Below are 21,200 nucleotides of genomic sequence, written 5' to 3' on the forward strand. Positions count from 1 at the left end.
CTTAATAGGGCGTCTTTCATGAAAACAATTAGTTAGCGCTTTAAGATTAAGGGAGCATTAAGAAAAGCGCGCTAACTCATTGACGAGAATCAACTTTCCCCTTCAACTTAAGGCGTAATCTTAGCGTACCCCGACCATTCGCCCCTGCGAATGACGTTTTACCCGCTAAGGAGGCGCTATGGACGCCATACGCCGCTCGCTACTCGGCCAGCTGGCCCGCTTAAGCGCAGGCGCTGCACTGGTACCCTTTTCTAGCCTTGCCCAAGCAGGCATTAATCAACAGCCTGCCCGTCGCGAAGGTGATCCCACAAAGCGCTACGGCATGTTGATTGATCTTCGCCAGTGCATCGGCTGCCAGGCTTGTACGGTGTCGTGTCATATCGAGAACGCCGCACCGCTTGGCCAATTTCGCACCACGGTTTCCCAGTACGAAGTTCAGCACCAGGAGAGCGGTGAGCTGGCCACGTTTATGCTGCCACGCCTGTGTAACCACTGCGAAAACCCACCCTGCGTGCCCGTTTGCCCCGTTGAAGCTACCTACCAACAGCAGGATGGCATCGTTGTGGTTGATAGCGACCGCTGCGTGGGCTGCGCTTATTGCGTTAACGCCTGCCCTTACGACGCCCGCTTTATTAACGAGCGCACCCAAACCGCCGACAAGTGCACGTTCTGCGCGCATCGTTTAGAGGCAGGGCTACTGCCCGCCTGTGTTGAAAGCTGTGTTGGAGGTGCGCGGATTATTGGTGATATGCGCAATCCTGACAGCCAAATCAGCCGCATGATTCAAGAGCACCGTGATGCGCTGATGGTACTTCAGCCAGAAAAAAACACGCTTCCCCAAGTGTTCTACCTCGGGATGGATGAACGCTTCACCACACGCCCCGTGGCGGAACCCGTGGCGCTTGAAGTGTTTGACCCCCACGGCCAGGAGATGGGCTATGAATTCCACCATTGAACTGCTCGCCCCGCGTTATGACATTGCCTGGTACCCCTGGGCGGTACAGTACTTTTTTATGATCGCGATCTCCTACGCAAGTTTGTGGCTCGCTGCCCCAGCATTAATATTCGGCAAAAAAGCGTGGTTGCCTACGGCACGTCTGGCGCTCATCGCCTGCGTTAGTACGACGCTGGTAGCACCGGTAGCCTTGTTGGCAGATTTACACCAGCCGCTGCGCTTCTGGCACTTCTACGCCTACGCCAACACCCACTCGTGGATGTCGATTGGCAGCGTGGTGCTACCAATTTACCTGATCAGTGTTCTAGGCCTTGCCTGGCTGGCCTGGCGCCCTGCATTGCAAGCTCAGCGAAGTGCGTCAGGACTGGGCGGGTTTATCGCAAAGTGGCTGAGCCTAGGCAATGGTGCCACGCCTAAAGTGCTGGTGGCCGTTGTTGGGCTAATCGCGTTACTGCTTTCTAGCGGCATTATGCTCTACACCGGGGCGGAGCTGGCCGTTGTTAAAGCGCGCCCGTTATGGAACACCCTATGGCTGCCGCCCATGCTGGTCGCCACCGGGTTTATCGCTGCTGCTGGACTAGTGCTGGTACTAAACCGTGCAAGTGGGCTGCGTTCAAACGACGCTACCCGGCAAATGCTCTATGTACTGTTAGGCTTCTGTGCAGTAGCTGGTTTGATTGCGCTTAGCTGGTTATTAGATGGCATGAATGCTCACGTAGGTTCTGTGGCGGCAGCGCTGGAATCTGTACGCTACAGCCCCTCTTGGCGCAGCACTGCGCTATGGGGCAGTGTAACCGGAGCAGCACTTTTTGCGGTTGTTGCGCTTTTACTCTTGCGCCCACCCCATCACCAGCCAGCACTTTTTGCCTGGGCATGGCTACTAGGCCTAGTGGCAATTCATATGGGCTGGATGTTCCGCTGGGTGGTGCTGATGGATGTTCAACATGTGGCCCGTAACAGCGCAGGTTTCCACCACTACGGCATTCCCGCTGGCTCGTCCGGCATCTTAGGCATCGTGGGTACGTTTGGGCTTTGGCTCACCGCCATCTTACTGATTGAACTCTTTATTCCTTGGCGGCAGGCCCAACAAGGTGGCCATCTTCCGACCAACACTCAAGACGCTTCTCGTGCCCCACTTACCGCCAACAAAGGAGCACCTAGTCATGGCTAAGTCTGCTCAAGACCTCTCTCGCCGTCGCTTTCTAAAAGGTGCTGCCGCTGCAGGCGGTGCCGCCACCTTTGCGGTGGGCTATGCCGACCCACTGGCCAAAATGGCCAAGGGCGTTACCGGCAGCGCGGGTGAAAAACCTAAGCACAATATTCATGGCAACTCGCTAACACCGGAATACCGCGTTGATTTAGGCACCGGCGAGCTAACCCTCACACCCGACCAGCGAGTCGCCTTTACCATTTGCTACGGCTGCACCACCCAGTGCGGCGTCAGGGTGCGAGTTGATGATACCCAGGGCGAAGTGCTGCGGGTATCTGGCAACCCGTACCACCCGCTCTCTGCAGATGACCATCTGCCAATGCGAACTCCAGTGGCCGAGGCATTGCGCAGCGTGAGCGCTTACGGAGAACAGGGCCAAGTAAATCGCTCTACCGCTTGCGCCCGTGGCAACTCAATGATGAGCCAGATCACCAACCCTTTCCGTATCGACCACTGTCTTAAACGAGTGGGTGAGCGCGGTAACCGCGAATGGCAGAAAATCTCGTTTGAACAGTTGATTGAAGAGATTTGTGAGGGGGGCGATCTGTTTGGTGAAGGCCATGTAGATGGGCTGCGCGCCATTCACGACCACGACACGCCTATCGACCCTGCCAATCCAGAGTACGGCCCCAAGGCGAACCAGTTGATGGTGATGGAAGCCACCGACTACGGGCGTTCAGACCTGCTTAAACGCTTTACCCTCAATGCCTTTGCGACACGCAACTACGGCCACCACGGCGCTTACTGTGGCTTAGCGTTCCGTATGGGATCAGGGGCCGTGATGAACAACATTGTCACCAATGCCCATGTAAAGCCTGATATCCAGAACGCGCGATTCATCATGTATATCGGCTGTGCGCCCAGCCAAGCGGGCAACCCGTTTAAACGCCAAGGCCGCCTGCTTGCTCAGGCACGCGCCGCAGGAACCCTTGAGTACGTGGTAGTCGACCCCGCACTGAATGCCGCCACTTCCCACGCCGCCGACAATAACCATTGGGTACCTATTCGCCCCGGTACCGACAGCGCCTTTGCCATGGCGGTGATTCAGTGGTTGCTGGATAACCAGGGTTACGCCAGCGATTTCCTCGCCATACCCGGCAAAGCCGCCGCTGACGCTGCTGGCGAAACGACCCACTCCAACGCCACGCATTTGGTAATTGATACCTTCGAGCACCCACGCCGGGGCTACTTTTTGCGCGCAAGCGACCTTGGCCTTGCCGAAGCCAGTAGCGATGCGGATATACCGGTCGTGGTGGCCGACGGTGAACTCGCGCTCAGCGAAGAAGTAATGACTGCCGAGCTATTTGCCGAGCGCCCAGTGGAGCTTGCCGATGGCACCACAGTAACGGTCAAAACCAGCCTGACGCTGCTGCGCGAGTCTGCTAATGAGTACGACCTGGACGCCTACGCGGAACACTGTGGTATTCCCAAAGCGACGATTATTGATCTCGCTCGCCGCTACGCCAGCCATGGTAGAAAAGCCGCGGTTAACTGCCACGGCGGCATGATGTCGGGCAACGGTTTTTACGCCGCATTCGGTGTGCAGATGCTCAACCTGCTAGCAGGCAACTACAACATGAAAGGTGGCAGCGCGGTGGGGGGTGGAACCTACAGCGGTACGGGAGAAGGCCCGCGCTACGATTTAGCCAACTTCCCCGGCAAGCGTGGCCCTCAGGGCGTGTTTCTCTCGCGCTCACGCTTTCCTTATGAAAAATCATCGGAGTACCAGCGCAAGGTCGCCGCCGGGGAAAACCCCTACCCCGCCAAGGCTCCTTGGCGCTCGCTCGCGCCGCCAACACTCACCGAACATTTACCTTCCGCGCTGGATGGCTATCCTTACCCCATTAAAGCGGTGATTGGCTGCATGGCTAACCCGATTTATGGCCAAGCGGGCTTAAAAGGCGTGATTGTTGATAAGTTGAAAGACCCCAAGCGCTTGGGGCTGTTTGTCGCGGTTGATGGTTTTATCAACGAGACCAACCGCTACGCCGATTACATCGTACCGGATTCAGTGATGTACGAAGTATGGGGCTTTGCAGGCTCCTGGAAAGGCACGCTGGGCAAACTGACCACCGCTTGCTGGCCGGTGGTTGAACCGCGCCAACAAAAAACCGCCGAAGGCGAGCCGGTGTCTATGGATAGCTTCTTTATTGCCGTGGCCAAACGGCTAAGGCTACCCGGCTTTGGGGACAACGCCATTCCCGATGCCGACGGCAACCTTCACCCACTAAACCGCGCCGAAGACTATTACCTGCGTGCAGCCGCCAATATCGCCTTTCAGGACGAGCCACTGCCGGAAGCAAATGACGCCGATGTTGCCCATAGCGGTATTGCACCACTGTTACCCAAGCTTGAACGCACGCTGAAAGCTGCCGAGCGCAAACGTGTGGCGTACCTTTACGCACGAGGTGGGCGCTTTGAAGATGCCAGCGAACACTTTGTTGGCGAGCATTTGAAACACCAGTGGAAGCAGACCTTATGCGTTTACAACGAAGCGGTAGGCACCAGCATTGATACCACCAATGGGTTGCCAAACCGGGGCGTACCGTGTCACTCGCTGCCTCAAATGGCGAATAAGCAGCCCATGCGGGAGGTGTTCTCAGAGCAAGAGTGGCCGCTACTAGCATTCTCGTTCAAATCTAATCTGATGAACTCTTACGCCATCGGCAACGAGCGGCTGCGGATGATCAAGCCCTATAACCCAGTACAAATGCACCGCCAGGACGCCGAGCGCTTTGGTATTAAGCACGGCGACACCATTCGCATTGAAAGCCCCGGCGGCAGCGTGGTGGGGCTAGCCCTGGTAAGCGAAAGCGTTGTGCCCGGCGCACTGGGTATTGAACACGGCTACGGGCATAAAGATTTAGGCGCCACGCCACACATCATTGACGGTGAATCCCAGCCTGACATGCCGTGGATGCGGGCAGGCATCAACATCAACGACTTGGGGTTTAAAGACCCTACGCGGGCGGTAGACGGCACTTGGCTTGAACCGATTAGCGGCGCCAGCGTGCGCCAAGGGTTACCGGTTAAAGTAAGCCGCGTATAAACCGGCTGGGGTAGTGATGCTACAGCGTGATCACTACCCCACCCAAAGCGACGACGATCACGACTACCCATGCAGACAGCTTCCATACGGTGAGCAGCAGAAAGCCCGTCAACGCCAGCACGAACTCGTGCGGCCCAATAATGGCACTGGTCCACACCGGCTGATAAAGCGCCGCGCCTAAAATCCCTACCACCGCCGCATTGGCACCGCGCATCAGCGCTTGAGCACTCCCCCACTGGCGGAAACGATTCCAAAATGGCAGCACGCCTACCAAAAGCAAAAAGCCCGGCACGAAAATCGCCAGCAGCGCCAACAGTGCGCCGATCACGCTGGGCAACCCGGGTAGTAGTGTCCCTAGGTAGGCCGCAAAGGTGAACAGCGGCCCTGGCACCGCCTGTGCAGCACCATAGCCAGTCAAGAACTCATCCGCCGTTATCCAGCCCGACTGCACCACTTCAGCTTCCAGCAGCGGCAACACCACGTGACCACCACCAAACACCAGCGCACCCGAACGGTAGAACGCATCGACCACGGCCAGCCACATCGCGCCACTAGCCAGTAGCGGCAACAGCACCAGCAGCGCAACAAAAAGCCCTAGGGAAATCATGCCTACCTTACGGGACACCGCAAAATGTAACGAGTCGGCCAGCTCGCCCTGAGCGCTTTCACGGCAGAGCAATAGCCCCACCAAACCACCCAGCACAATCGCACTCACCTGACCCAACGGCCCACTCACCATGACCACGGCAAACACCGCCGCAAGCGCAATACCTGCACGGGTTTTATCTGGGCAGAGGTTACGCGCCATCCCCCACACCGCATGGGCCACAATGGCCACCGCCACAATCTTCAAGCCGTGAATAATGCCACTGGCAATTGGACCATCCAGCACTGCCGCGCCCATGGCAAACATCGCCAACACCAACGCCGAAGGCAGCGTGAATGCCAGCCACGCCATGGCTGCACCCCAAGGGCCTGCCCGCATTAACCCCAACGCAAAACCTACCTGACTGCTAGCCGGCCCCGGCAAAAACTGGCATAGCGCGACTAAATCCGCGTAGGCCTGCTCAGTAAGCCATTTGCGTCGTGCTACAAACTCCGTGCGAAAGTAGCCAAGGTGCGCGACCGGCCCACCAAACGAGGTAAGCCCCAATGCCAGAAACGTCCAGAAAACCTCTTTGATGCGCGAAGACGATACGGGAGTTTCAGATGAAGGGGGTGATTCCGACATAAACTCGGCTCCTAGCAGATGAAAAACAGACAGCGGATAACCATACACGATTTTATTGACATGCCCATGTCAGTTAAGCAACGGTGAGTACCCCTACGCTAACGATCAGGAGCCACCTTATGGCTAAGCATTCAGAAGAGTTTCTGCGCCTTGCTGAAGCTGCCAAGCAGCGCACTACCCAAGTGTCACCGAGCGACGCCAAACAGCGCATTGCCCAGGGTCACGTTGTTTTGGATGTGCGTGATAAAGAGGAGTTTGAGCAAGGACATATTGAGAATGCACTCAATATCAGCCGAGGCACTTTGGAAATGCGTATCCAAGAAGCGATCCCTGATAAAGAGACGCCGATTGTGTGCCACTGCGCAGGCGGTAATCGAGGTGCATTAGCAGCGGAAACGCTGCAACAATTGGGCTATACCCAAGTGGTGAATATTGAAGGCGGCTTGAAGGCGTTTAAAGAGGAAGAAACGCCATAAGCCGCCAGGTATTTAAATCGCCGCTATTCAGTCAGGTCAGATCAGATAACGTTTAATCAGTCACCGCGCCGGTACTCGCAGAGCTGACCAATTTGGCATACTTCGCCAGCACGCCTTTACGATAGCGCGGCTCTGGCTGCTGCCAGGCAGCGCGGCGGCGCATCATCTCTTCATCGCTAATATCGACTTCAATGGTGTCGGCTTCTGCATCAATGGTAATGGCGTCGCCATCCTCCACCAGCGCCAGCGGACCACCGTCGAACGCTTCAGGCGTCACATGCCCAACGACAAAACCGTGGCTGCCGCCAGAGAAGCGCCCATCGGTAATCAGTGCCACATCATTACCTAGGCCACGGCCCATAATGGCAGATGTCGGCGTGAGCATTTCGCGCATACCGGGGCCACCTTTCGGGCCTTCATAGCGAATAACGACTACATCACCAGCGATCACGGTTCCATCATTGATCCGCGCTTGAGCTTCTTCTTCAGAGCCAAACACCCGCGCAGAACCTGTAAAGCGCGTACCCTCTTTGCCGGTAATTTTGGCCACGGCGCCTTCCGGTGCCAGATTGCCGTAAAGCATGCGCAGATGGCTCTCTGATTTAATCGGGTTACCCAGCGACGCGATGATTGGCGGCTCAGCGGGGTAAGGGGCCACATCCGCCAAATTTTCTGCCAATGTTTTGCCTGTCACCGTCAGGCAGTCGCCGTGCAGTAGGCCAGCATCCAGCAATATTTTCATCATTGGCTGAATACCGCCAATCGCTACCAGCTCGCTCATCATGTAGTGGCCGCTGGGGCGCAAATCGGCAAGTACCGGTACGCGTTTGCCGATCTCGGTAAAATCGTTAAGGGTTAACTCAACGTCAATGGTGCGCGCCATAGCAATTAAGTGAAGCACTGCGTTGGTCGAGCCGCCCAAAGCAATTACCACAGTAATCGCGTTCTCAAATGCCTCGCGGGTCATGATATCGGAGGGCTTAATATCCTCGGCTAGCAGCGCCAGCACTGCTTCGCCCGCCGCTTTACAGTCATCGCGCTTCTCCTGAGAGATAGCATTTTGCGCGGAGCTGCCCGGCAGACTCATGCCCAATGCCTCAATCGCAGAGGCCATAGTGTTAGCGGTGTACATACCGCCACAGGAACCGGGGCCAGGAATGGCGGTTTCTTCGATATTTTTAAGCTCGATCAGGTCGATATCACCGCGGGAGTGGGCGCCCATGGCTTCAAAGACCGAGACAATATCGGTATGTCCTTTCCCAGGCATAATGGTGCCGCCGTAAACAAACACGCTGGGGCGATTCAAGCGCGCCAAGCCCATCAGGCAGCCCGGCATATTCTTATCGCAGCCACCAATGGCCACTAGGCCGTCAAAGCCTTCGCAGCCTGCCACCGTTTCAATGGAATCAGCGATCACTTCCCGCGACACCAGCGAATACTTCATGCCTTCGGTGCCGTTGGCAATACCATCAGAAATGGTGATGGTATTGAAAATCACACCTTTACCACCGCCCGCATCGGCGCCATCCCGAGCAAACTCGGCCAGCTCATTAATATGGCTATTGCAGGGCGTCACCATGCTCCAGGTAGAGGCAATGCCTACTTGGGGCTTTTTAAAATCGGCATCGTTAAAGCCCACGGCGCGTAGCATAGCGCGGCTAGCGGCTTTACCTGGACCATCAACCACTTTGGCAGAATGGCGACGGGAGTTCTGCGTTGAATCGGACATTAGAAATCTCTCTTAGCGTTGTTCACGGTATCCGCATAGCTTGGCGATGCCACGGCGTTCGCGCAAGGGAAGAGGTCGCATAAGTAAGTTTATTAAGAGTAATTATTCCCAAGAGCGTGCATCACGCGGCAAATCGCCTTTGGGATCATAGACCTCTAGGATATCTTTTTCTGTTAGCGTTTCGGTATAGAGAACAAGATTAGTACCTGAAGCATGTGCCAATGAAGGAAACAGTATTCCCTTAGCACCTTGCTCCAGCGCCATATCGCCTAATAGCCAGCTAGGCGGCTCAATACGCTGATTAAACCAATACTTACGCCAGTCACAATTAAGCTCTTGCCAAAGGCTATCCCATTTCGAGTGATAGCCTGCTCGAAAATCGACAATATGAGTCACGCTAACCGAACAGCTAACAATCAGCCCAGGTGGCATCAATGCAGAAAGCTGCTTGTACTCCGCTAACGCTGTTTGCTCCTCAAGCGACAGGTATAATGCATCTACACCAACACGGTTCAACCGCCCACCATGCTCTCTAGCACCAGCCCCACTGGTAGGCGAAAATGCCCAGCGCGGAACATGTACACGGTATGCCTGAGTTTTCAGCTCTGGCAGCAATATCATCCCACCACACCTGCTTGCAGCGCCTGAACATAGCGCAGAAGATCATCTGCGCGCCCTTCACTGACTAGCTGCTCGGGTGTTTTATAGTCAAACGCACTAAGCGGTTCATTGCGAAACCAAAACAGAGCGTCATGAAAGTCTCCATTAATATCCGCCGCTGCACCGAGCACACGAAGAGCATCACGCAAATAACGTTGAAGTTTTTCCGCTCCCTGAGCACGCGAGATCGTCGTACGATGAACATGCGCTTGGCTGGCCAATGTTTGGATATCGATACTCAATGCACTAGCAAATAACTTCGGGTTAATCAATGGGTGGCGTTCTTCTCGAGCAACGCCCTTTAAGTCGGCCAAAAACCGCTCGAACGAATCAGGTACCCGATACCCGACAGGCTCATTAAGTGATTCCTTTACAGTTCCCATTGCCATTGGCAACCTCCTGCTACGCTTATACAGCTAATATACAACTCAAATGCATCATATTTTCATCATAGCAGCTCTGAAACAAGACGCTAGGGTTTCAAGCTTCAGAACTAAACTTATGGCACCATACACTTAGCCGCCTAGCCCCTGCCGTAAAAGAATCATCCATTAAGGAACATCGTGCATGTCGTCAAACTCGCTGCTCTCAAAAACGCCGTTAACGCCGGGTTTTATGGTTGTGCACGCCAATCGCCTGGAAGATTTACGCGGTTTGGCAGTTGCGTGGATGCGACAGCACCCGCTGGCACCGCTTGAGAATGAAACCATTCTGGTGCAGAGCAACGGTATCGGGCAGTGGCTAAAGCTGGCGCTGGCGGAAGACCCAGCTCAAGGCGGTGCGGGCATAGCAGCGGCGCTGAACGTTACCCTCCCCGCGCGCTTTTTGTGGCAGGCTTACCGCAATGTGTTGACCCATACGACGGCAGCCACAGAGGCAGTTCCCGAAACCTCGCCGTTTGATAAATCACGCTTGATATGGCGCTTACTACGCCTGCTGCCCAGCCTTGCCGAGCAGGAAGCTTTCGCACCGCTGGCGCGCTTTTTGGAAGTGGATCGTGACCAACGTAAACACTACCAACTGGCCGAACGGCTGGCGGATCTGTTTGACCAATACCAAGTGTATCGCGCTGACTGGCTGGGCGCATGGGCGAAAGGCAACGATGTATTGATCACCGCCCGTGGCGAAGCCCGCCCGTTGGAAGCACATCAACTCTGGCAACCCGAGCTATGGCGCGCCCTCCGCGATGATGTAGCCAATATCCAGGGTGAAGCGGGTCTTAACAGCAGCCGCGCCCAGGTACATAGCCGCTTCCTAAACGCCGCCGAGCAGCTTGAAGGCCAAGACTGCCCTCCCGGCCTACCCCGGCGGCTAATTATTTTCGGTATTTCATCACTGCCACAACAAACCTTGGAAGCCTTGGCGGCGCTGTCACGCTGCTGCCAGATCGTGCTCTGCGTGCACAACCCCTGCCAGTTCTACTGGGCGGATATTATTGAGCATAAAGACCTGCTCCGTGCCAACCGTTACCGTCAGCAACGCAAAGCGGGTATGCCCGACGCCCTGGATGTTCTCGGCACGGGGGATGCAGACGACGCCTTGCACCTCCACGCTCAGCCGCTGCTAGCTGCCTGGGGCAAGCAGGGCCGCGACTACCTGCGCTTGTTAGACGAACACGACGATTCGGGCAACTACCAAACCCTGTTTGAACAGCAGGCGCTGCGTATTGATATGTTCGAGCCGTTTAGCAGCGTCGAGCACAGCTGTTTGCTCAGCCAGTTGCAGGACGATATCCGCGAGCTGCGCCCAGTAGCAGAAACCCAGACCCACTGGCCCGCGCTAAACCCGGCCAGCGATGACTCCATCGTGTTTCATATCGCCCATGGGCCCCAACGGGAAGTGGAGATTCTTCACGACCAGTTGCTTGCCGCGTTCAGCGCCGACCCGGATTTGCGCCCACGGGATATCATCGTCATGGTGCCAGATATTGACCGCTACGCGCCGCACATAGAAGCCGTGTTCGGCCAGTACCGCTCCGCTTTCGGTAGCCACATTTTTAGTAACAACAGTGCTCGGCCCGACGACCCGCGCTACATTCCCTACACTCTTTCCGATCAAGCCAGTCGCCACCGCCTGCCGTTGATGATTGCGCTGGAAAAGCTGTTGCGCCTGCCGGAACTGCGCCTCTCGGTGAGCGACCTGTTAGACCTCTTAGAAGTCCCGGCACTGCGCGCGCGCTTTGGCATTGAAGAGCATAACCTGCCCATCCTAAGCCGTTGGATTGAGGGCGCGGGCATCCGTTGGGGGCTTAACGCCGAACAACGCACACGGCTCGATCTTCCCGAAGGACTAACCCAGAACACCTGGGCGTTTGGTCTGCGTCGCCTGCTGTTGGGCTACACCGTTGGCAGTGCCGAAGCGTGGCAAGGCATCGAGCCATTTGACGATATTGGCGGGCTAGAAGCATCACTAGCTGGCCCTCTAGCGAACCTGTTAGAGAAGTTGGAAAACACCTGGAAAACCTTCTGCCAGCCCACCGATACCGCTTCCTGGGTGGCCCGGCTGCGCGAGCTATTAGAGACTTATTTTCTGACTGATGACGCCCAAGAGAGCGTCATGCTCACCAAGCTGGAAACCGCACTCCAGCAACTGCTGGACAGTACTGAAGAAGCGGAGCTTTTTGATCCCCTGCCGCTCTCCATGGTGCGCGAGCACTGGCTGGGGCAAATTGATGAGCATAGCCTCTCCCAGCGTTTTCTAGCCGGGGCGGTTAATTTCGCCACGCTAATGCCAATGCGGGCAATTCCATTCAAGCGGGTGTGTTTATTGGGCATGAACGACGGCGAGTATCCGCGTTCCCAGCCACCGTTGGATTTCGATTTGATGGGCAGCGACTACCGCCCTGGCGACCGCTCGCGTCGGGAAGATGACCGTTACCTGTTTCTGGAAGCGCTGCTCTCCGCTCGACAGCAGCTCTATATCAGTTGGGTCGGCCGCAGCCAGATCGACAACAGCCCCATGCCACCCTCGGTGTTGGTCGGCCAACTGCGTGATCACATCGCGGCAGGTTGGAACACGCAAAACGGCGAGCCGCTTTTGGAGGCCCTGACCACCGAGCACCCGCTGCAACCGTTTAGCCGCCGCTACTTCACTCCTCAAGCCAGCGACTCCCCCGCCCAGGCGCGGCTATTCACCTACACCCACGAGTGGCACACCCTGCATGCCCCACAAGGCGCAATCACCTCAGGTTCAAAATCACCTAAGCTTGAGGCAGACACAGAGCAGCAAAGCGCATTAACGATTGGCCAACTGGGCAGCTTTTTACGCGAACCAGCCAAGGCATTTTTCAATACCCGCCTGGGCGTTTACTTCGAGCATGAAGAACTCACCCAGCTGGATGTTGAGCCCTTCACGTTAGATGGGCTACAGAACTGGCAGTTGCAGGATCAATTAATCGCCGCCCAGCGCCACGCCGTGGATAATGGCCAGCCAAGAATGGAAGCGCTGCATGCAGAACTGGAGCGCTTCAAAGGCCAGGGTGTACTGGCGGTGGGCGCCTTTGGCGAGCGTATGCGCGAAGCGCTAGCCGAGCCAATGGAAGCACTGTTTGGCGCCTATGAAGAGGCGCTGCAAGAGTGGCCCCAGGCAGTCGCAGTGCCACAGGCGGTGCATGTTGTTGAAAGAGCTGAAGGGCGAGTAACGCTGGAAGATTGGCTGGGAGAACTACGCCAGGATGACGCGGGTAACCGCTGCCGCTTGCTGCTACTCAGCAGCAGCCTAATCAGCCAAGGCCGCGGCCGTGGTCAGTACCGCTGGACGCATCTACTGCGCCCCTGGGTGGCGCACCTCGCGGGCAATGCAGAACGCCCAATGACCACCCAGCTACTTTCGAAAGCAGGCCATGTGCGGCTTGAGCCTTTAGCAGCCGAGAATGCACGCTACCAGCTAGAAACACTGCTCAGCGCATGGTGTGATGGCATGCAAACCCCGCTTCCGCTTGCCCCGCAGGCGGCTTTCGCTTGGCTAGCCAAGCTGGGCACTCCCGAATCAGAACCTGAGAGCGATGCCTACGCCGCCGCAGAGAGCGCCTACGAAGGTAGCCGCTTCCAGACCGGCGAAGTCGCCCAAAGCGCCTATTTTTCTCACCAATGGCCGAGCTTTGATCGACTGTTTAGCGAGCGCGCCTTGGGCCACAGCTTTGCCACGCTGACCGAGGCGCTTTACGCGCCGCTTCATAGATCGGTAAAGGGATGACTAAGCGGCACTAGGTTCTAGTGTTTCCACCTCAAAGGCCACAATCTGCCGCTGAACACTGGAAAACTCTACGCCAATTAAATGGATAGGTTTTCCAGAAGCGCGTTGTTTATCGGCGTAGCTTTTCTGTTTGATCTGCGCCAGCGCGGCGCCTTCTGGTAATTGCTCCACCACCTTGAACTCAAACAAGTAGATGTGGCCGCCGAAATCCACGTTCATATCCACTTTACCGTGGTGGCTGGCATCTTCCACCGTCACGTCCAGCCCTAAGGCTGCAAAGTGACTATAGAAGACACTGGCATAATGCCCTTCGTAGCGGGCAATGGGATTGTTGCAGTACCAGTCATGGGGAAGCCCGGCATAAAGCGCTTTGAGGTGTAGTTCTAACCCGGCAAGGTCGTGCTGGCTTAAATGACGAAACAGCGTTCGCCGCTCACTCGGAGCGTTCTCGACCCCGAGTGAAGGCAGTAGCGCGTGGTTGAGGCTAGTCTCGACCTCGCGGTTTGGGAAGCCCAGGGTGTACTGGCGGTAACCCAGCAGAGGCTCTTCTACCTGTTGAATGGTCAGGTAGCCAGTTTGAAACAGCAGGCCTTCAGTACTGATCTGATCAACATCAAACTGGCTGAGCAACTCATACTCGGTTTCCCAGTGATCCAATGAGGGGGTAAATACCCCGCGTTGCTTGAGAATATCGACCAAAAATGTTGGCGTCGCGGACTCAAACCAGTACGGGGCGAACTCACGTTTCTGAAACAGCAGCAGCACATCGAAGGGATTGTAGACAGACACTACCTCACGGCCACCCCAGCGGTAGCCGTTATACCACTGGCGAATTGCTTCTCGATCCAGCCCTGGCAGCTCTGGGGCGAATACAGTATCAATATCTTCGTCGGTATAGCCACAAATCGTGCTGAAGGGAGCATCCAGAGTGATATCGTTGAGGTTATTCAGTCCCGAAAATAGGCTGACCTTACTGAACTTGGAAACGCCGGTTAGCAACACGAAGTGCAAGTGTGGGTCGGCGTCTTTAAGCACGCTGTAAAGGTTCTTCAAACCTTCGCGTAGTTCCCGGGCGCGCTCCGGCTCCAGGATGTTATCCAGAATCGGCTTGTCGTACTCGTCAATGAGCACAACCACCCGTTGGCCGTATTGCTGATGGGCGGTGCGGATGAGAGCGGAAAATTCACCGGGTATATCCGTTTTATGGCGCTGGGTAATGCCGAGCTGCTCACGCTGAACTCTTAGCTGCTCACGGATACGCTCGTCCAGCGCTTCACGGCTCTGTATCACGCCATCGGCAAAGCTAATGCGAATCACCGGGTAGCGTTGTTGCCAGTCCCATTTATCGTGGATAGAAAGCCCTTCAAACAGCGCTTGGCGGCCTTCAAACAGGCAGCGCAGAGTATCCAGCAACAGGCTTTTGCCGAAGCGGCGCGGCCGCGAAAGGAAGTAGTATTTGTTCTGGTTAACCAAGCGCTCGATATGCGGGGTTTTATCAACGTAGTAATAGTTACCCTCGCGGATATCCGAAAACGTCTGAATCCCAATGGGTAGCTTACGGCGATGGGCATCCTGCACGGCGGCCTCCAGAGCAAAAACAGCGATACGAACAGCAGTTTAGCATGCTGACAGTTTGGGAAGAGCCAGATCAGCGAGTTCTAATCATTCGTCCCGTTAAGCGATAAAATCCGCTTCGCCAGCGCAATCATTTCCGGGTCGCCGGTGTTCTTTTCGGCCACATCGGAAAGTTTGATCACCGGCAGCCAGCCCTGCCCTTCCGGGCGCGCCTCGACCATCTTGATCACCATGTTCATCGGCTCGGCACCCACATCGTTGGTAAAGTTGGTGCCGATGCCAAATGCCATTCCAATGCGATCCTGACAGAAAGCGTGAATCCGCTCGACCTTCTCGGGCGTAAGCGCATCGGAAAAGATAATCGTCTTGCTCAATGGATTAATGCCCAGACGCTCGTAGTGGGCGATCGTCTGGGAAGCAAACTCGATAGGGTCACCGCTATCATGGCGCACGCCATCGAACAGCTTGGCGAACTTCTTATCGAAGCTGTCGTAAAAAGCCCGCGAGGTAAAGGTATCCGTTAAGGCGATACCCAGGTCACCTCGGTAGACATCCACCCAATGCTCCAGGGCCAGGCTATTGGCCATTTTGAAGCCGAAGCGGGCACCGTGGAACATAAACCACTCATGGGCGTGGGTGCCGATCGGTTTAACATCGTGGCGCATAGCCATTAGCACATTGCTGGTTCCGCTGAAGGCCTCGCCACCATAGTTACTAAGCGCACCCACCACCCGATCGTGAACATCAGAAGAAAAACGCCGCCGAGTACCAAACTCTGCAATTTTCAGCCCCAAACGGCGGTAGAGCTCAATCTTCTCTTGAGCGCGCTGCTCGATCATCGCGTCAGTTTCTGGTGTGATTGTCACCCCACGCAGCCGATACCAAAGCTCGCTGATCAACGCCATCAGCGGCACTTCCCAAAGAATAGTGCGATACCAGGGCCCTTCGATAATTACCGAAAGATCGCTACCCTGCTGCTCAACGATGACCTCGGCGGGGTCGTAATGGAACCCAGCGAGGAAGTCGAGATAGGTGGGGTCTAAGTAAGGGCACGTGATTTCGAGATAGCGTTTTTCCTCATCGCTCAAGCGAAGCGTCGCCATCTTATCGACTTCGCGGCGCAGTTCCGCGCCGAACCCATCAGGAAAAGCATGCTCGCCACGATTGATAAAGGCGTAGCGCGCATGAGCATAGGGAAAGCGTTTAATCACGGCGTTCTGCATCGTGATTTTATAGAAGTCATTATCCAGCAGCGATGTCAGCATGAGATCCCATCGTTAGAGTGAACCGAAGCCGCCGGTAGCGTAAACTAAAATGCACCAAGAGTGGCTCGGCGATAAGATTATCAGGTGGCAGGGCTCTCATACAGTCTAGGAGCTGTCTTCATGCGTCTTACTCAAGCACAGCGCCACGCCATTCTTTCAGGCGTGCACGAATTCATGGGCACCGATGTCAACGTTCATGTGTTTGGCTCACGTCTTGATGATACCAAGCGAGGCGGCGATTTGGATCTCCTATTGATCTCCCAGACAGCAATACCTCTTCTTACCCGTGCCGAACTCAAAATGGCACTTGAAGAGCGCCTCCAACTGCCTGTGGATATAGTGGCCTATGACTCAACGGCTGAACCCACGCCCTTCCAAGCAATCGCCTTGGCACAGTCACGCTCAATTGATAGTGAGGAAGCAGCATGAGTCACGATGTTCTCAGCGAGCAGCAACGCTATCTTGCGCAACTGCTGGAGGCGATCCAACGCTGCGCTTGGTTTCTACAGCAGTCACGCAACAAAATTACCTGGCCAATTGACGGTGAATGGCTGGCCGCACACAAAAAAGACGTCGATTATTTTGAAACACTTGCCGCCATCAATGAACGCTTTGCCAAGCTGCAAGACTCCATCGCATCGGCCATGCGGCACAGCGCCCTGCTTGCAGGTGAATCCACAGATAGCTTTCTTAAGGTACTTGCGCTGTTCGAAAAGCAAGGCGTGATTAATGCGACAAGTGATTGGCAACGCTGCCGCGCCATTCGCAACATAGCAGCGCATGACTACTCAACTGATTACGCCCACATAGCAGAACACTTCAACCTGCTGAACGAACTCGCCGATATACTCTTAGTGACGTCTCAACGTCTTGTGTCCTGGAGCTCTGGGCAACTCAGCATCTACCCTGCCAGCTCAGATTTTTCCGCTGAGTTTGACAGCATTTTCTTATGAGCCAGCCCGCACCACTCAATCCATTGAGCCTACCGCTCCACGGCAGCCGACTGATAGAGGCAAGCGCTGGCACCGGCAAAACCTTCACCATCGCCCTGCTTTACGTGCGTTTGGTACTCGGCGGTCACCGCGTTGACGACGACACCGCGTTTATCCGCCCGCTCACACCGCCGGAAATCCTCGTTGTCACCTTCACCAACGCCGCCACCCAAGAGCTACGCGAACGGATTCGCAACCGGCTGGTAGAAGCGGCGGAAGTGTTTCGTAAAGCGCCAGACGCGAAGGAAGCAGGTCACGGAGAGGGTCTTTTTCCAGGGATGGAAAAAGTAGCGCCCAAGGATGGGTTCACAGCGCCCTCGGAGTGGCCTGCTTCCGAGCCTGTGGACGATCCGCTGCTCCTCCAACTCCGCGACCAATACGACCCCGCCACCTGGCCCGCCTGTTCGCGGCGCCTGGCGCTGGCCGCTGAATGGATGGACGAAGCTGCGGTTTCCACCATCCACAGCTGGTGCTACCGCATGCTGCGCGAACACGCCTTCGACAGCGGCAGCCTGTTCTCCCTCAACCTGGAAAACGACCAGCGCGAACTGGAACAGGAAGTGGTGCGCGACTACTGGCGCAGCTTCTACTACCCGCTGGACAGCGACGCCCTCGGCATTGTCACCCGCTACTGGAAATCACCGGACGACCTCCACGCCCCGCTGCAACGGCTACTGCCCGAAAGCGAAGCGCTGGGCGACGAAAAGCCTGAACCCAGCGAAACCCTGGCCGCCACCCAGGCTGAACGCGCCGCAAAGCTCAGCGAACTCAAGGCACCCTGGCCCGCCTGGCTGGACGAACTGGTGCCCGCCCTGGAAGAGGCCGCCACGCGCAAAGCCTTCAAAGGCCAAAGCTTCAACGCTAAAAGCCGCGCCAACTGGCTAGGCGCACTACGCGAGTGGTGCGAAACGGAGGCCGACCGCCCCGCGCTCACCGACGCCGCCTGGAAACGCATGACGCCCGACGGCATGGCGGATATCTGGAAAGACGGAGCCCCGCCCTGCCCGCAAGCCTGGGAAGCGCTGGCCCAGCTCCCGCAAGCACTGGATGCCCTGCCCGAGCCGCGCAACGACCTGTTGATTCACGCCGTACAGTGGTGCCGCGCCCGCCTGGAGCGCGAACAGGAACGCCGCGCCGAGATGGGCCCCAACGACCTGCTCACCCACCTGGATCGCGCCCTCAAAGGCCCCAACAAAGAGGCCCTGGCCGCGCAGATCCAGCGCCAGTTCCCCGTGGCACTGATCGACGAGTTCCAGGATACCGACCCGATCCAGTACCGCATCTTCAACGCCGTGTATGACGTCGCCACGCCCCGCCGCGACAGCGCCATCCTGCTGATTGGCGACCCCAAGCAGGCGATCTACGCCTTTCGCGGCGCGGATATCTTCACCTACCTGCAGGCCCGCCAAGACACCGATGGCCGCCACGTTACGCTGGGCACCAACTTCCGTTCCAGCCGCGCCATGGTGGCGGCGGTCAACCACTGTTTCAGCTACGCCGACCAGCACGATGCCGGCGCCTTCCTGTTCCGCGCTGATGGCGGCGACAACCCGCTGCCGTTCAACCCCGTCAACGCCAAAGGCACCAAGGAAACGCTGGTACTCAACGGCAAACCGCTAGCAGCGATGACCCTATGGCCACTGGAAAGCGACGAGCCGCTCTCCAAAACCGCCTACCAAACGGAGATGGCCGAGCGCTGCGCCTCGCATATGGCCATGCTTTTGGAATCAGGCCGCCAACAACAGGCGGGCTTTGCAAAGGGCTGTGCGAAGGGCTGTGCGAAAGCCACTGATAACAGCGACGATAACGGAGAGCAATCACTCACTCCGCTGGCCCCCTCGGACATGGCCGTGCTGGTCAATGGCCTACAGGAAGCGCGGGCGATTCGCTTGGCGCTGGCAAGCAGAGGTATCAAAAGCGTCTACCTTTCCGATCACGATAAGGTGTTCAGTTCCCCCATTGCCCCGCAGCTGGCCATTTGGCTGCGCGCCTGCGCCGAGCCACAGGCCAACTCCCGCCAGGCGGAAGCCAAACTGCGCGCCGCTCTCGCGACTCAAGTGCTCGGGTTGAGCCTTGAAGAGCTAGACCACCTCAACCAGAGCGAGCTGGCTTGGGAAGCGCGGGTTGAGCAGTTCAGCGAGTACCACCGCCTGTGGCAGCGCCAAGGCGTACTGCCGCTGGTGCGCCGGTTGATGGTCGATTTTGATATCGCCGCACGGCTGCTGGGTGAGTTCGCCGAGGGTGAGCGGTTGCTAACCGACCTGCTCCACCTGGGCGAAATGCTCCAGCACGCCAGCCAGGAGCTGGATGGCGAACACGCGCTGATTCGCTTTCTCGCCGAGGCAATTGCCGACCCAGACAGCCACGGCGACAGCCACAAACTGCGCCTTGAGAGCGACGCCGATCTGGTCAAAGTGGTGACCATTCACAAATCCAAAGGGCTTGAGTACCCGCTGGTGTTCCTGCCGTTTATCGCCAACCACCGCCCGGTCAGCGACAGCGACCTGCCGCTGCGCTGGCACGATAGCGACGGTACGCTACAACTCAGCCTGAGCGCCGATGAAGCCACGCTTACCACCGCCGACCGCGAACGCCTGGGTGAAGACCTGCGCAAGCTCTACGTCGCACTCACCCGCGCCCGCCACGCCACTTGGCTAGGGCTGGCGCCGCTAAAAGGCAGCGAGAACAGCGCCATCGGCCACTTGATCAACGGCGGCAAGGCCATCGCCCCCAGCGCGTTTACCCACGCGCTCGGCGAACTAGTGAAAGGCAGCGATATCGATTTAAGCGCCGCCCCGGAACCCACCGCGCTGCGCTTTACCCCCGCGCCGGAACAGCTGGCCCTGGGCCTCGCCCGCACCCCTCTGCGCCCCGCCCGGGAACAGTGGTGGATCGCCAGTTACTCGGCGCTGCGCACCTCTGGGGCCGTCTCTGAAACGATGCCAGGCGCGGCGCAGCCAACGCCCGCGCCGGAACCCACCACGCCCCAGGAAGCCACCACCCTGGAAGTGCTGGATGAACCCCACGACAACGCCATCAACACCGAAGCGTTTCACCTGCACCGGTTTCCGCGAGGCCCAGGCCCCGGCACCTTCCTGCATGGATTGCTGGAGTGGGCGGGCCAACTGGGCTTCAACAAAGCGCTAGAAGCCCCCGCCGCCCGGGAAGACATGCTGCGACGGCGCATTCAACTGCGCGGCTGGCAGGCATGGCACGATACCCTGGCGGGCTGGCTGGAAGAACTGCTCGCCACGCCGCTTCCCCTGCCTCACTCTCTGTCACTGGCCCCGTCCCCGTCCCTGACAGAGCCCAGCGCAGGCAGCCAAGTGGCGCTATGTGAACTCGAAAGTTATCAGGTAGAACTGGAGTTCTGGTTTGCCGCGCATCAGGTACAAACGCGCAAGCTGGATGAGCTGGTCAGTGACCACTTACTGCCGGGGGTATCACGCCCCGTATTGGATGCCGACACCCTCAACGGCATGCTCAAAGGCTTTATCGACCTTGCCTTTGAGCATGAAGGCCGCTTCTATGTGCTCGACTGGAAATCCAACTACCTGGGCAGCGACGACAGCGCCTACACCGCTGACGCCCTACGCGATGCCATGCTCGAAAAACGCTACGACCTGCAAGCCGCGCTTTACCTGCTCGCACTTCATCGCCTGCTGAAAGCGCGTCTGCCCGACTACGACCCGCACCAGCATTTGGGCGGCTCGATGACGGTATTTCTACGCGGCAGCCGCACCACCGCCCGCGGCGTACACGCCGTGCCCGCGCCAGTCGCGCTGATCGAAGCGCTGGATGCACTCTTTGCAGGCACCGCAGCAGATGCAGTATCAGAAACAGGCCTAGAGGCGGTGGTATGAG

At 57.2% G+C, this 21,200-nt stretch carries 14 protein-coding genes; 8 read left to right on the forward strand and 6 right to left on the reverse strand.

All coding sequences use genetic code 11. The annotated features are described in order from the left end of the window. The first annotated feature begins 178 nt into the window (after positions 1 to 178). Genes dsrO through ACQKE4_RS07575 form a run of 3 tightly spaced genes read left to right on the forward strand, consistent with a single transcriptional unit; the run spans position 179 to position 5,214 of the window. Positions 179 to 955: a sulfate reduction electron transfer complex DsrMKJOP subunit DsrO gene (gene dsrO / locus ACQKE4_RS07565; protein WP_137094539.1), complete on the forward strand. Its 777-nt coding sequence runs from the start codon at positions 179 to 181 to the stop codon at positions 953 to 955. Continuing rightward, entirely contained in the window at positions 939 to 2,126 is a 1,188-nt protein-coding gene (gene nrfD / locus ACQKE4_RS07570; RefSeq protein WP_427387629.1) for an NrfD/PsrC family molybdoenzyme membrane anchor subunit, read from the forward strand. Before dsrO ends, nrfD begins: the two co-directional genes overlap by 17 nt. Beyond that, entirely contained in the window at positions 2,119 to 5,214 is a 3,096-nt protein-coding gene (locus ACQKE4_RS07575; protein ID WP_427387631.1) for a molybdopterin dinucleotide binding domain-containing protein, read from the forward strand. The genes nrfD and ACQKE4_RS07575 overlap by 8 nt, the downstream gene beginning before the upstream one ends. Positions 5,215 to 5,233: 19 nt before the next feature. Here ACQKE4_RS07575 and chrA read toward each other — a convergent pair whose 3' ends face one another. Continuing rightward, a complete protein-coding gene (chrA, locus tag ACQKE4_RS07580) occupies positions 5,234 to 6,445 on the reverse strand; it encodes a chromate efflux transporter (RefSeq protein ID WP_427387633.1) in 1,212 nt (403 codons plus the stop codon). Between the two features lie 119 nt (positions 6,446 to 6,564). On the opposite strand from chrA, the gene ACQKE4_RS07585 reads away from it, so the two are divergent. After that, positions 6,565 to 6,921 (forward strand): rhodanese-like domain-containing protein, encoded by a 357-nt coding sequence (locus ACQKE4_RS07585; protein ID WP_427387634.1) that lies wholly within the window; start codon positions 6,565 to 6,567, stop codon positions 6,919 to 6,921. Between the two features lie 52 nt (positions 6,922 to 6,973). Here the strand turns inward: ACQKE4_RS07585 and ilvD are convergent, their stop codons facing one another. The 3 genes from ilvD to ACQKE4_RS07600 all read right to left on the reverse strand — a co-directional run bounded on the left by ilvD (position 6,974) and on the right by ACQKE4_RS07600 (position 9,699). Then, positions 6,974 to 8,650 carry a dihydroxy-acid dehydratase gene (gene ilvD / locus ACQKE4_RS07590; protein ID WP_427387635.1) on the reverse strand — a complete coding sequence of 559 codons (1,677 nt, stop codon included), beginning with the start codon at positions 8,648 to 8,650 and terminating at the stop codon, positions 6,974 to 6,976. Between the two features lie 102 nt (positions 8,651 to 8,752). After that, positions 8,753 to 9,271: an RES family NAD+ phosphorylase gene (locus ACQKE4_RS07595; protein WP_427387636.1), complete on the reverse strand. Its 519-nt coding sequence runs from the start codon at positions 9,269 to 9,271 to the stop codon at positions 8,753 to 8,755. Further along, complete coding sequence (locus ACQKE4_RS07600) at positions 9,268 to 9,699, reverse strand: DUF2384 domain-containing protein (protein WP_427387637.1); 432 nt, start codon at positions 9,697 to 9,699, stop codon at positions 9,268 to 9,270. Before ACQKE4_RS07600 ends, ACQKE4_RS07595 begins: the two co-directional genes overlap by 4 nt. 178 nt (positions 9,700 to 9,877) lie before the next feature. Here ACQKE4_RS07600 and recC point away from each other — a divergent pair, with 178 nt between their 5' ends. After that, complete coding sequence (gene recC / locus ACQKE4_RS07605; RefSeq protein WP_427387638.1) at positions 9,878 to 13,504, forward strand: exodeoxyribonuclease V subunit gamma; 3,627 nt, start codon at positions 9,878 to 9,880, stop codon at positions 13,502 to 13,504. On the opposite strand, the gene ACQKE4_RS07610 is transcribed toward recC, so the two are convergent. Together ACQKE4_RS07610 and pncB are read right to left on the reverse strand one after the other, a co-directional pair. Beyond that, positions 13,505 to 15,082 carry an ATP-binding protein gene (locus ACQKE4_RS07610; protein WP_427387639.1) on the reverse strand — a complete coding sequence of 526 codons (1,578 nt, stop codon included), beginning with the start codon at positions 15,080 to 15,082 and terminating at the stop codon, positions 13,505 to 13,507. An 80-nt stretch (positions 15,083 to 15,162) separates the two neighbouring features. Then, complete coding sequence (pncB, locus tag ACQKE4_RS07615; RefSeq protein ID WP_427387641.1) at positions 15,163 to 16,344, reverse strand: nicotinate phosphoribosyltransferase; 1,182 nt, start codon at positions 16,342 to 16,344, stop codon at positions 15,163 to 15,165. A gap of 120 nt (positions 16,345 to 16,464) precedes the next feature. Here pncB and ACQKE4_RS07620 point away from each other — a divergent pair, with 120 nt between their 5' ends. The 3 genes from ACQKE4_RS07620 to recB are packed head-to-tail and all read left to right on the forward strand — an operon-like array spanning position 16,465 to position 21,199. Continuing rightward, entirely contained in the window at positions 16,465 to 16,773 is a 309-nt protein-coding gene (locus ACQKE4_RS07620) for a nucleotidyltransferase domain-containing protein (protein WP_427387642.1), read from the forward strand. Next, entirely contained in the window at positions 16,770 to 17,297 is a 528-nt protein-coding gene (locus tag ACQKE4_RS07625) for a hypothetical protein (RefSeq protein WP_427387644.1), read from the forward strand. The genes ACQKE4_RS07620 and ACQKE4_RS07625 overlap by 4 nt, the downstream gene beginning before the upstream one ends. After that, positions 17,294 to 21,199, forward strand: coding sequence for an exodeoxyribonuclease V subunit beta (gene recB, locus ACQKE4_RS07630; RefSeq protein WP_427387646.1), 3,906 nt, complete (start codon positions 17,294 to 17,296; stop codon positions 21,197 to 21,199). Before ACQKE4_RS07625 ends, recB begins: the two co-directional genes overlap by 4 nt. The last annotated feature ends 1 nt before the right edge of the window (position 21,200 follow it).

The sequence above is a fragment of the Halomonas sp. NPDC076908 genome (assembly GCF_050269715.1).
Lineage (GTDB): Bacteria > Pseudomonadota > Gammaproteobacteria > Pseudomonadales > Halomonadaceae > Vreelandella.